At 63.5% G+C, this 12,690-nt stretch carries 9 protein-coding genes; 3 read left to right on the top strand and 6 right to left on the bottom strand.

What is annotated here, in order from left to right; all coding sequences use genetic code 11:
* Nucleotides 1-53: 53 nt before the first annotated feature.
* The 5 genes from NKK50_RS23400 to NKK50_RS23380 form a co-directional block, all read right to left on the bottom strand.
* Nucleotides 54-899, bottom strand: coding sequence for a fumarylacetoacetate hydrolase family protein (locus tag NKK50_RS23400; protein WP_023671304.1), 846 nt, complete (start codon nucleotides 897-899; stop codon nucleotides 54-56).
* A 146-nt stretch (nucleotides 900-1,045) separates the two neighbouring features.
* Nucleotides 1,046-1,777, bottom strand: a complete 732-nt coding sequence (locus NKK50_RS23395) for an SDR family oxidoreductase (protein WP_023671303.1) — start codon at nucleotides 1,775-1,777, stop codon at nucleotides 1,046-1,048.
* 290 nt (nucleotides 1,778-2,067) lie between these two features.
* Nucleotides 2,068-4,440 carry an aldehyde dehydrogenase family protein gene (locus tag NKK50_RS23390; protein WP_023732652.1) on the bottom strand — a complete coding sequence of 791 codons (2,373 nt, stop codon included), beginning with the start codon at nucleotides 4,438-4,440 and terminating at the stop codon, nucleotides 2,068-2,070.
* A gap of 226 nt (nucleotides 4,441-4,666) precedes the next feature.
* Nucleotides 4,667-5,716 carry a deoxyribose-phosphate aldolase gene (gene deoC, locus NKK50_RS23385; protein WP_023689207.1) on the bottom strand — a complete coding sequence of 350 codons (1,050 nt, stop codon included), beginning with the start codon at nucleotides 5,714-5,716 and terminating at the stop codon, nucleotides 4,667-4,669.
* A 206-nt stretch (nucleotides 5,717-5,922) separates the two neighbouring features.
* The gene (locus NKK50_RS23380; RefSeq protein WP_023671300.1) at nucleotides 5,923-6,750 is read right to left on the bottom strand and encodes a ferredoxin--NADP reductase; all 828 of its coding nucleotides are present in this window, start codon (nucleotides 6,748-6,750) and stop codon (nucleotides 5,923-5,925) included.
* 220 nt (nucleotides 6,751-6,970) lie between these two features.
* On the opposite strand from NKK50_RS23380, the gene NKK50_RS23375 reads away from it, so the two are divergent.
* On the top strand, nucleotides 6,971-9,055 hold the full coding sequence (locus tag NKK50_RS23375) for a hydantoinase/oxoprolinase family protein (protein ID WP_352543911.1): 2,085 nt from the start codon (nucleotides 6,971-6,973) through the stop codon (nucleotides 9,053-9,055).
* A 1-nt stretch (nucleotide 9,056) separates the two neighbouring features.
* The gene (locus tag NKK50_RS23370) at nucleotides 9,057-10,739 is read left to right on the top strand and encodes a hydantoinase B/oxoprolinase family protein (protein WP_023834785.1); all 1,683 of its coding nucleotides are present in this window, start codon (nucleotides 9,057-9,059) and stop codon (nucleotides 10,737-10,739) included.
* Nucleotides 10,740-10,761: 22 nt separating this feature from the next.
* Here the strand turns inward: NKK50_RS23370 and NKK50_RS23365 are convergent, their stop codons facing one another.
* Nucleotides 10,762-11,652, bottom strand: a complete 891-nt coding sequence (locus NKK50_RS23365; protein ID WP_023671297.1) for an SGNH/GDSL hydrolase family protein — start codon at nucleotides 11,650-11,652, stop codon at nucleotides 10,762-10,764.
* A 254-nt stretch (nucleotides 11,653-11,906) separates the two neighbouring features.
* On the opposite strand from NKK50_RS23365, the gene NKK50_RS23360 reads away from it, so the two are divergent.
* Entirely contained in the window at nucleotides 11,907-12,677 is a 771-nt protein-coding gene (locus tag NKK50_RS23360; protein WP_023683553.1) for an ABC transporter substrate-binding protein, read from the top strand.
* The last annotated feature ends 13 nt before the right edge of the window (nucleotides 12,678-12,690 follow it).

Genomic DNA, 12,690 nt, shown 5'->3' with positions numbered 1-12,690 from the left:
AAGAGATTGAGCGTTTCGCCGCCAAACGGTGAAACGCTCAAGAGAAGAGATGGCTAAACATCCGCCTTGAAGGTCTGCTTCTGCTGGCCGAGCCCCTCGATGCCCAGTTCCACCACATCGCCAGCCTTCAAGAACACCGGCGGCTTCATGCCCAGCCCAACGCCGGGCGGGGTGCCGGTGGAGATGATGTCGCCAGGATGCAGCGACATGAACTGGCTGAGATAGGAAACGAGATAGGCGACGCCGTAGACCATGGTCCTGGTCGAGCCGTTCTGCATCGTCTTGCCGTTGACCGTCAGCCACATTTTGAGGTTCTGCGGATCGGCAACCTCGTCCTTGGTGACAAGCCACGGCCCGGTCGGACCGAACGTGTCGCAGCTCTTGCCCTTGGTCCACTGGCCCTGGCGCTCGGCCTGGAAGGCTCGCTCGGACACGTCATGGGCAACGGCATAGCCGGCGACATAATCCAGCGCCTCGGCTTCGCTGACATATTTGGCTTTTCTGCCGATGACCACGGCGAGTTCAACCTCCCAGTCGGTCTTTTCCGAACCGCGCGGGATCAGCACGTCATCGTCGGGACCGACAATGGCCGAGCTTGCCTTCATGAAGATGATCGGCTCCGGCGGCACGGTGGCGCCGGTTTCGGCGGCATGGTCGGAATAATTCAGGCCGATGCAGATGAACTTGCCCGTGCCGGCGACGCAGGCGCCGAGGCGCGGCTTGCCGGAAACCGCTGGCAGCGAGTTCGGATCGAGCTTCGACAATGTCTCGAGCGACGCCGGATCGAGCGCCTTGCCGGCAATGTCGGTGACATGACCCGAAAGATCGCGGATCGTTCCATCCGCATCGAGCAGGCCGGGGCGTTCGCTCCCTATCTCGCCATAGCGCAGCAGTTTCATCTTGCTCTCCAAATTGCGGCCCAAGGCCGTTTTCAAAACTCGTTCCGCCAAGCGATGACTGGGTGGACTCTGGCTATCGGACCCGACCTAGGGCAAGCCGGACTTTAGAACTGTTCGAGCCTGGACCTGCGGATCGAGGCTATTGCTCAGATCGACCAGCCGCCGTCGATATTATAGGCCTGGCCTGAGGTGTACGTGGCGCCGGCGAGGTAGACGGCAAGGTCGGCGATTTCCTCGGGCGTGCCGAGACGGCCCATCGGCTGGCGGGCAATGAAGGCCGCGCGGGCCGCCTCGTAATCGCCCTGCGCATGCATGCGGTCCTGTAGCGACGGGCTCTCGACGGTGCCGGGGCAGATGGCGTTGCAGCGAATGCCCTTGGCGACATAGTCCGCGGCAATCGCCTTGGTGAGACCGATCACGGCCGCCTTGGTGACGCCGTAGGCGAAGCGGTTGGGCACACCCTTGCCGGCGCCGGCGACGGACGACATGTTGATGATCGAGCCATCGCCGCGCTCCAGCATGCCGGGCAGTACGGCCCGAATGGTGCGGATCATGGCGCGGACATTGAGGTTGAAGGCGAAATCGAGATCGGCGTCCTTCATCTCGAGGATGGACCCGGAATGGACGAAGCCGGCGCAGTTGAACAGCACGTCGACGCGGCCGATTTCGGCGAAGCCGGATGCCACCGCATCGTCGTTGAGAACGTCGAGCTTGCGGGTCTTGATGCCGGAGGTCTTGGCGAGTTCGGCCAGCAGCGCCTCGTTGATGTCGGTGGCGTGCACGATGGCACCTGCCTTGGCGAAGGCCAATGCGCTCGCTCTGCCGATGCCTTGTGCCGCCGCGGTGACGACAACGACCTTGCCTGCCAGATCCGCCATGCGTTTCTCCTCGCCCTCTTTGGCCACTGCTCGGCCCGATTTACTGCCGGCTGACTGGGGCGTCCCGTGCCAGACAGGCGCGACTATGCGGCCCTGCACAATCCATCAGTCCATAACAAATGTTTTTTCTGGTTAAAGAACACATGTCCAAGCGTCAAGCCCGAACGCGATCACCTTCGCGACGGCTGATGTAATGCACATCGCTTGCTCTGATGCAACAACATGTATGACAACCGGACAACGAGTCACGCTGCCATGGTTCACTCAAGCACAGCGCGCTTCAGGCGGCATTAGTCGCCGTATGGCACCCAGACGTTCTTCACTTCGACGGCGCGGCGCAGCAGGGCATCGCCGGCGGCCTCGTCGGACGCCCAGTCGAGGCTGCTGCCGTTGCCGGTCCAGACGCGCTTGAGATTGCCGACGGAATCGGCCTCCGCCTTGGCGCAAGTGTCGGCATCGGCAAACAGCCAGAGCCCGTCGACATCGTCATGCTTGGCCAGCACGCCGGCAAGCTCCGCCGTGCGGCCGGTGACGATGTTGATGGCGCCTGCCGGAACGTCGGAATATTCGATCACCTGGTAGAGATCGGTGGCAAGCAGCGGGTATTTTTCCGACGGCACGGCCACTACCGTGTTGCCCATGGCAAGCGCAGGTGCGATCAGGGAGATCAAGCCGAGCAGCGGCGCGCTGTCCGGGGCGACGATGCCGACGACGCCGACCGGCTCGTGCAAAGCGAGCGTGACGGCGCGGGCCGGTGGCTGATGCACCCTGCCCTCATACTTGTCGGCAAGGCCGGCATAGAGGAACAGGCGCTCGATCGATTGTTCCACTTCCTCCCGCGCGGCCTTGGCGTTGGCGCCGGTCAGTTCGGTCAAGCGTGCGGTAAACTCGCCGGCACGGCCGGACAGATTTTCGGCGAGATAATATAGCACCTGGGAGCGATTGTAGGCGGTCGCCTCCGGCCACGCTTTGCAGGCGCGGGCGGCGGCAACGGCGTCGCGGATGTCCTTGCGGCTGCCGAGACCGACTTCGCCGGCCAGCTTGCCCCTGGCAGTGGCGACATAAACCGAGTAATTTCCATCGGGACGCACCTGCTTGCCGCCAATGAACAGCTTGGCCGTGCGGTCGATGGCGCCGCCATCCGATTGCTCGACGGGCTGCGCCGAAGACGCCGTCGGCTTGATCACCGGGCCGAGCGGCAGTTTTGCCGAGAGATATTCGAACATGCCCTCGCGCCCGCCCTCGCGGCCAAAGCCGCTTTCGCGATAGCCGCCGAAGCCGCAGGCGGCGTCGAACATGTTGGTGCCGTTAACCCAGACGACGCCGGCCTTCAATTGCGGAGCGACATGCAGCGCGAGGTTGATGTTTTCGCTCCACACCGAGGCGGCCAGCCCATAGCGCGTGTTGTTGGCAAGCTCGATCGCTTCCTCGGTGTTGCGGAAGGTCATGGTGGCCAGAACCGGACCGAACACCTCTTCCTGCGCCAGTATGTTTGCCGGCGAAACACCGGTGGCGAGCGTCGGCAGGTGGTAGTAGCCGGAAGACGGCAGCACCGCATCGGGCTGCCAGCAGACGGCGCCCTGCCTGGCGCCTTCGGCGACCAGACCCTTGACGCGGTCGAGCTGCGTGGCGTCGACCAGCGGGCCGACATCGGTGTTCTTGTCGAGCGGGCTGCCGACGCGAAGCCGGCTCATCCTGACCTTGACCTTGGCGATCAAGGCATCGGCAATGCCTTCCTGCACCAGAAGCCGTGACCCGGCGCAGCAGACCTGGCCCTGGTTGAACCAGATGCCGTCGACCAGTCCTTCGACGGCGCTGTCGAGATCGGCGTCCTCGAAGACGATGAAGGCCGATTTGCCGCCAAGCTCCAATGACAGCTTCTTGCCCGATCCAGCCGTGGCTTTCCTGATGATCTTGCCGACCTCCGAAGAGCCGGTGAAGGCGATCTTCTGGATGCCGGGATGGTTGACGATGGCGACGCCCGCTTCCGGCCCGCCCTGGACGATGTTGACGACGCCCTTGGGCACGCCGGCACGCTCGCAGATCTCGGCAAACAGGATGGCGGTGAGCGGCGTGAACTCGGCCGGCTTCAGCACCACCGTGCAGCCGGCGGCGAGCGCCGGCGCAATCTTCCATGCCAGCATCAGCAGCGGGAAATTCCATGGGATGATCTGGCCGACGACGCCGACACCCTTGTGGCCTGGGAAATCCTTGTCCAGCGCCTGTGCCCAGCCGGCATGATGGATGAAATGGCGGATGGCCAGCGGCACGTCGATGTCGCGGCTTTCGCGGATCGGCTTGCCGTTGTCGATTGACTCAAGCACTGCGAACAGGCGCTGATGACGCTGCATCGCGCGGCCAATGGCGTAAAGCACTTTTGCGCGCTGGTAGCCCGAGGATGCCGACCATTTCGGTAAGGCCTTGGTGGCTGCGGCGACGGCTGCGTCGATATCGGCGGCGCCGGCATCGGAGATCTTGGCCAGCAGCTTGCCGGAGGAGGGTTCGCTGGTCTCGAAAGTCTTGCCGCTGGCGGCCGCCTTCCAGCCGCCATCGATGAACAGCGCCTTGCCGAAATCGCGTCCGGCAAGCCAGGCATCGGCCTCGGTGCGGGCTTCCGGCGCCGGGCCGTATTCCATGGCGTGATAGCGTTCGAGAATGTTCATGACGCGCTCCAGATAATCTTCTTGGCAGGCGCTCTGTGGCGCCCCCCTCCTTCCTGCCGGACATCTTCCCCACAAGGAGGGAGATCAGCATTCGCGCCTGTCGGCTCCGAAACGTCGACGACTGGCGAAATCGTCAATGATAGCCAATCTCCCCCCAGGTGGGGGAGATGTCCGGGAGGACAGAGGGGGGCGCGAAAAAACTCGGCGTTCAAGGCCTTCACCCGCCTCACGCCATTGCGTGGCGGTGGTTGGCCGAATAATGCCCGGTCAGATGATGCTCGAGCTGGCGCTCGATATCGGTCAGCAGGCTCGAGGCGCCGAAGCGGAACAGGTCTGGCTCCAGCCATGGCCGGCCGAGCTCCTCCTTCATCAGCACCAGCCAGTCGAGCGAAGCCTTGGCTGTAGAGATGCCGCCGGCCGGCTTGAAGCCGATGAGAAAGCCGGTCTCCTCGAAATAGGCTCGGATGGCGCGCACCATGGCAAGGCCGACGGGCAGCGTGGCGTTGACGCTTTCCTTGCCGGTCGAGGTCTTGATGAAATCGGCGCCGGCCATCATCGCCACCATCGAGGCCAGCATGACATTGCGCAGCGTGGCGAGGTCGCCAGTGCCGAGAATGACCTTGAGATGCGCATCGCCGCAGGCTTCGCGCATCGAGACGATCTCGTTGTAGAGCTCCTGCCACTTGGCGCCGAAGACCAGGCCGCGCGGGATGACGACGTCGATCTCGTCGGCGCCGTCGCGCACCGATGCCTCGATCTCCTGCAGGCGGGTCGACAACGGCGCAAGGCCGTGCGGGAAAGCGGTGGAGACGGCGGCGACATGGATGCCGGTGCCGCGCACGGCATCAACAGCCGTCGCGACGAATGGATGATAGACGCAGACCGCCGCCGGGCGGATTTTTTCGCCCTCGATGCCAAGCCCCTCGACGATGTCGCGGCGGAACGGGTTGATCGCCTTGGCGCATAGGCGGCGCACCCGCTCTTCGGTGTCGTTGGAATTCAGAGTCGTCAAATCCATGCAGGAGACCGCGCGCAGCAGCCAGGCGGCCTGGTTGTCAGCCTTGATCGAGCGCCGCTTTGTGAGGCTGGCGACCCTGCGTTCCAGCGCCGAGCGGTTGACCGAGCGCACCGATTCCATGAAGCCGAGATCGAGCCGCATGCCGGTGTTGCGGGCAATACCGTGGCTTTGCGGCACGGGCGTGTTGGCTGCGGCACGCGCCGGCAGCGGCGTGACCTTGGACCCGCCGAGATCGGCTTCGCGGATTGTGCTGCTCATCTCCTGCCCTTTCGCTCGACGATTTTACGTCGTGGTGCGTGTCGTTGCTCCCGGACTTGGGCGACACACACCGAAGATAGCCCGTGAATCGATGCTTCACGAGTCCTTCAAGGGCTCATAACGGAAAAAGGCGGCAAAAGCAGCTGAATTTTGACCACATGGTCAAAACGTCAATTCAAGACGTGGCGCCGAGGCGCCGGCTGATGTCAGCCGACGAAAGCGCGCTCGACGACGAAGGTCGAGGGATGGCTGAGCGAGCCCTCATGGAAGCCGAGGCTTTCGGCCATTTCCTTGACGTCCTTCAGCATATGCATCGAGCCGCAGATCATAATGCGATCCGTCTCCGGATTGAGCTTCTCGATGCCGAGGTCGTCGTAGAATTTGCCGGAGCCGATCAGCGCGGTGATGCGGCCCATGCGCGCCGACTCTTCGCGGGTCGTCGAATTGTAGAGGGTGACGCGGCCGCCGGTCAGTTCGCCGATCAGGGGATCGTTCTCGAGCGCGGCCACCAGTTCCTGGCCATAGGTCAGTTCGGCATTGTCGCGGCAGGTGTGGGTCAGGATGACCTGATCGAATTTTTCGTAGGTATCGGGGTCGCGCAGAAGGCTGGCGAAGGGCGCAATGCCGGTGCCGGTCGAGATCATGAACAGGCGCTTTGCCGGGGTCAGCGCGTCGACAACCAGCGTGCCGGTCGACTTCTGGCGCATGATGACGGTGTCGCCGACCTGGATCTTCTGCAGTTCGGAGGTCAGCGGGCCGTCCGGCACCTTGATCGAGAAGAATTCCAGCTCTTCGTCCCAGGCCGGGCTTGCCACCGAATAGGCGCGGTACACCGGCTTTTCGGCATTGGGCAGCCCGATCATGACGAACTCGCCGGAGCGGAAGCGCAGCGACTGCGGACGGGTGATGCGGAACGAGAACAGACGGTCGGTGTAATGCTTCACCGAGACGACGGTTTCGGCATAGACGTTGGCCGGAATCGGGAACTGCAGCGGACGGGCGCCGGCGGTGTTGAGTGCGGATGTGGTGTTCATCAAATCCAACTCTGTCTTGCCCACGCCTGTGCGGGCGCCAAACCGTTTCCTGCGCGCCCAGACCATTCAGGTCCCGGCGTGCCGTTCACACACTCCAAAGCAGTGAGCTCTTGTGTCTCAGATTTATTAGTATACAAACGATATTTGTGTCAAGATACCACGCTAAAACAGCTTTCCAAACTGCGGCATATTCGTAGTTCCGCCATTTCGGATTTCGACAATGAAAGAGAATTTTTCGGTGCAACAACCGGATTCCCTGGGTCACGTCGTTGCCGGCATCGATGTTGGCGGAACCTTCACCGACCTCATTTTGATCGACGGAAATGACGGCGGAAAGGTGCATATCGCCAAGACGCCGACGACGGTCGACAACCAGGCGTTCGGCGTGGTTTCAGCGCTGGGCGCCACAGGCTTTGCCATAGACGGCATCGACCTCATCGTGCATGGCACGACCACCACGACCAACGCGGTTCTGGAACGCAGGCTGGCGAAAACCGGCATGATCACCACGCGCGGTTTTCGCGACGTGATTGAGCTTGGCCGCCGCACACGGCCGCAGCCCTATGGCATGACCGGAAGCTTCGTTCCGATCATCCCGCGTGATCTCAGGCTGGAAGTTTCGGAGCGCGTCGAGGCGTCGGGCGCGGTGCGCACGCCGCTCGACGAGGCCGAGATGCGCGACGCCGTGAAGACGCTGATCGTCGCCGGCTGCGAGTCCCTCGTCATCCATTTCCTGCATTCCTACGCCAACCCTGGGCATGAGCGGCGCGCCGCCGAAATCGCCGCCGAGCTTTGGCCGAACGGCTACATCACGACTGGCCATGCGCTGCTGTCGGAAGCCCGCGAATTCGAGCGCGGCGTGACCGCCGCGGTGAACGCCTCGGTGCAGCCGATCCTCGAGCGCTATGTCGAGCGGCTGCGCAGGGAGTTGGCCGCCAAAGGCTATGCCCGCGACTTCCTGATCATGAACGGCAATGGCGGCATGATCTCGGCCCGCTTCGTCACGCGCGAGTCGGCCAAGACCGTGATGTCAGGCCCGGCTTCGGGTGTCATCGCGGCCGCCTATACGGGCAAGCGCGCCGGCTTTGAAAACCTCGTCACCTACGACATGGGCGGCACCTCGACCGACGTGGCGCTGATCCGGAATGCGGAGCCCGCCGTCTCGAACGAGATCGAGATCGAATATGCGATGCCGATCCATGTGCCGATGGTGGCGGTGCATACGGTCGGTGCCGGCGGCGGCTCCATCGCCCGGGTCGATGCCGCCGGCCTGATCCAGATCGGCCCGGAAAGTGCCGGCGCCAATCCCGGCCCGATCTGCTACGGCCGCGGCGGCCTGGAGCCGACCATCACCGACGCCAATCTGGTGCTCGGGCGGCTGGCGCCGAAGAAGCTGCTGGCGGTCGAAAATCCGGTCACCGTCGAGCGGGTCACCGGTATCTTCGAAGACAGAATAGGCAAGGCCGCCGGCCTCTCCGGCGTCGAAGCGGCGGGCGCGGTGCTGCGCCTCGGCAACATGAAGATGGCCGGCGCCATCCGCATGGTCTCGGTGTCGCGCGGCCATGATCCGCGCGATTTCGCGCTGTTCGCCTTCGGTGGCGCCGGGCCGCTGCATGCCTCCGCCCTGGCGCGCGAACTCGGCCTGCCCCGCGTGCTGGTGCCGGCGCGTCCGGGCATCACCAATGCGCTCGGCTGCGTCGTGGCCGATCTGCGCCATGACTTCGTCAACACCATCAACCAGCCGGTCGCCGTGCTCGATGAAGCCAGGCTTCGCGAGGTGCTGGAACGTCACCGCGGGGAAGGCGAGGAACTGATCGGCAAGGAAGCGGTGAAGCCGGAAACGATCCGCGTTACGCACTCTGCCGACATGCAGTTTGTCGGCCAGACCCACATCATCAACGTGGCGCTGCCGTCTTCATCGGTGACAAGGCACGAGTTGCAGGCGCTGTTCGAAAAAGCCTATTTCGCCCGCTTCAAGGTCGAGTTGCCGGAGATCCGCGCCAATCTGGTCAACCTCAACACGTCGGTGACGGGCGTGCGGCCGGCAATCGACCTGTCACGGCTGATCGACCCGGCCGGACGTACAAAGACGCTAGACGAGGCGCTGCGCGAGACAAGGCCGGTCTGGTATGCCGGACGCTGGCACGATACGCCGATATACGCACGCGAAAAATTGCCGCTCGATGCCGTTATCCAAGGGCCGGCGATCCTCGAACAGATGGACGCCACCACCGTGCTCGAACCCGGCGACCGCGCAAGATCGGACGCCGACGGCAACATCATCATCGATATCGGCGAGGCCTGAGATGCAAAAGCTCGACGCCATCACGCTTTCGGTCCTGCAGGCAGCCTTGCAGCAGGTCTGCGACGAGATGGATCTCACTTTCTCCCGCGCTGCCTTCTCGCCTGTCATCGCCGAGGCCAATGACCGCTCCGACGGCATCTACTCGGCCGTCGATGGTTCGTTGATCGCACAAGGCAGCCAGGGCCTGCCGGTGTTCGTCGGCGTCATGCAGTATTCGACCAAAACGGTGATCGAGATGATCGCCGACGGCCGCTGCCTGCCGCCGGAACCCGGCGACATCTACATCGTCAACGATCCCTATCTCGGCGGCACGCATCTGATGGACGTGCGCTTCGCCATGCCGGTCTACCGCGGCGGCAAGATATTTTGCTGGCTATCGAATACCGGCCACTGGCCCGATATCGGTGGCTCGGTGCCGGGCGGCTTCTCCGCCTCCGCCACAGCCGTCGAGCAGGAAGGCCTGCGGCTGCCGCCGGTCAAGCTGTTCAAGAAGGGCGTGCTCGACTCCGAAATCTACGCCATCATCTGCTCCAACATCCGCGTCGCCGACCAGCGCATCGGCGATATAAGGGCGCAAGCCGCGGCACTGTTGATCGGTCAGGACCGGCTCAATGGAATCCTCGATCGTTACGGGGACGAAACCGTCGTCGGGGCGATCGCCGAACTGCGTCGCCGCGCCGCCGAGCAGATGCGCGCCAACATCTCCGCCATTCCCGACGGCACCTACAGCTCGAAGGCCTTTGTCGACTCGGACGGCGTGGTCAACGAGCCGCTGACCATCGCGCTCGCGGTGGAGAAGAAGGGCGACACGCTGACCTTCGATTTCACCGGTTCGTCAAAACCCTGTGCCGGGCCGATGAACAGCGTGCTGGCGACGACTTTGTCGTCGGTCTATCTCGCCATGCGCCATATTTTCCCGGATGTACCGATCAGCGCCGGCGCCTTCGAGCCCCTGATCGTCAAGCGGCCGGAAGGCACGTTCCTCGACGCCAAATACCCACGGCCGGTCTCGGGCTGCGCGGCTGAAGTCTCGCAGCGCATCGCCGAGGCGGTGTTCGCGGCGATGGTGCAGGCGCTGCCGGAAAAGGTGACGGCTGCACCCGCCGGCTCCAGCGGCAATTTCGCGCTGGGCGGCAACGATCCGGCGCGCGGCCGCGACTATGTGATGTATCAGATCTCCGGCGGCGGCTATGGCGGCAATTCAGGCCATGACGGGCTGACCAATGGCTGCTCTACCATCGGCATTTCCAAATCGCCGCCGGTCGAGATCATGGAGCAGGCGTTTCCTGTGCTCTACCGCCACTATGCCTTGCGCGAAGGCTCGGGCGGCGCCGGCAAGCAGCGCGGCGGCTTCGGCCTCGCCTATGAGGTCGAGATCTTGCGAGGCGAAGCGCGCGCGTCCTTCGTCATGGACCATGGCCGTTTCGGCCCGCAAGGCGCGCTCGGCGGCAGGGACGGCGCGGTCAACACGGTGACCGTGTTCCGCGCCGGCGAGGCACATGTGCCGCCGCATCTGTCCAAGGAACAGGACATCGCGCTCAAGGCCGGCGACCGCGTGCGCGTCGGCACGCCGGGCGGCGGCGGCTATGGCGATCCGCGTGAGCGCGACCCGAAACTGGTCGCCGAAGACATCAGGCTTGGTTACTACACCGTTGAACAAGCCAAAGAGCTGTTCGGAACCTGACAGCCGACAGGCCCGAGCCGCGTCAGGTCTGCAGCTTGGCCTTCAGCGCATCGGCGAATTTTTGCGCGATCTTCTTGAAGCCGGCGGGATCGGGATGCAGTTCGTTGGCCCAGTCGGCCACCTTCAACGTTCCCTGCGTGTCGACCAGATGGAAATTGTTGTTGGGATCGTCGGCCAGGCGCTTCACCACATCGCGGAACGCCGCCAGCGCGTCGTGAACGATGACCGTGCCCTTGGCGACCGTCCAGTTGCAGAAATCGAGCGACGGTTTCAGCCACGGGCCGACACAGGACGGATGCGCTCCGTTCGGGATCGGAAAATCATAGCAATGGCCAAAGATCGGCACGCCTGGCGCGACGCGGTCGCGCAGCGCGAACAAATCGAGATAGCAGGCCTCGACCATGCCGAGCGCCTTGGTGAAGCGGTTCTTGTTCAGCCCGGGGGCGTGGCCGTCATTGAAGTCGAGGAAGATGCAGAACTGGTCGCCGGCAATGTCGTTGCCACCGGCAGAGAACAGGATGGCATCGGGCTTGCCGTCCAGCCAGTTGGCCTTGTTGCGCAGGGCGGCGATCATGCGCTGCTGCTTGGGCAGCGACATCTCGTCGGTCGCCGCATCGCCATGATGGGCAAGGTTGAGGATGGTCGGCGGCATCGAGCCGATGCGGCGCAGCTGCGCGATCACGTCGGTGTCGACGAACGGAAAGCCGTTGCCGGTGAGCGGATAGTCGAACCAGGAATCGCCCTGCGCCAGCATCACCAGCGGCCGGTTGGCGACGGCCGCCTCGAGATTGCCGGCGCTTTCCCTTGCGGTTTCGAGCCGCTCGATGTTGGCCTGGTGAACCTTGATGCGCTTGGCGATGTCGTCGTCTATGCGCCGCTGCGCGGCTTCCTGCACGAATTCCTGCTGGTCCATCCCCAGGTCCCTCCCACGACCGTCTACTTCCAGCTGAGCATGCGCCCATGTCCATGATCGGTCTGTAATTTAGATCACAGTAAGATTCCTGGGGAAGGACGGCTTGCCGCGCCGTGATCGCCGCAGAGCATGTCGTTTCCGTCTCCGTGGGGCCTGCAAAAGACCATAGACTTCTATCCTTGTTTTCGCGCAATTCCGGACGGGAAACCGCCAACACCTTCCCTGGAATTGCTTAGTCAACGGAGATCAGGAACATGCGTCTTTTCGGTCGTTTCGTGCTTGCCGCTTCCGCCGCCCTGCTGCTTGGGACCGGTGCTGCCTCCGCCGAGAAACTCAGGATCGGGACCGAGGGCGCCTATCCGCCTTTCAACTATGCCAATTCGGACGGCACGCTGGGCGGCTTCGACATCGACCTCGGCAAGGCGCTGTGTGCCGAGATGAAGGCCGAGTGCGAATTCTCCGTACAGGATTTCGATGGTTCCATTCCGGCGCTGCAGGCCGGCAAGTTCGACGCCATCATCAACATCACCATCACGCCGGAACGGGCCGAGAAGGTCGAGTTCACCCACAAATATTACCAGACGCCGCCGGCCATCGCCGTGCCGAAGGATTCGACCATCGCCGGCACATCGCCGGACGATCTGAAGGGCAAGGTGCTGGGCGTGCAGAGCGCAACCATCCACCAGAATTTCGCCGAGCAGAAATACTCCGGCTCGACCGTGAAAGCGTATCCGACCGGCGACGACGCCCGCACCGACATGGCCAATGGCCGGCTCGACGCGATGATGGACGGCTCGATCATCCTGACCGAATGGCTGAAGAAGCCCGATGGCGCCTGCTGCAAATTGCTCGGCACGCTCACCGCTGATCCGGCCATTCATGGACCCGGCGTCGGCATCGCCCTGCAAAAGGGCAACAAGGAACTGGCCGACAAGTTCAATGCCGCCATCGACGCCCTGCGTGCCAACGGCAAGTACAAGGAAATCAACGACAAGTACTTCGCCTTCGACGTCTACGGGGGTTAATCCCTCAGCCAAC

The organism is Mesorhizobium sp. M0001 (assembly GCF_040324255.1).
Lineage (GTDB): Bacteria > Pseudomonadota > Alphaproteobacteria > Rhizobiales > Rhizobiaceae > Mesorhizobium.
Note: the sequence above shows the minus strand (reverse complement) of the source record. Positions and strands in the feature narration are given on the sequence as shown.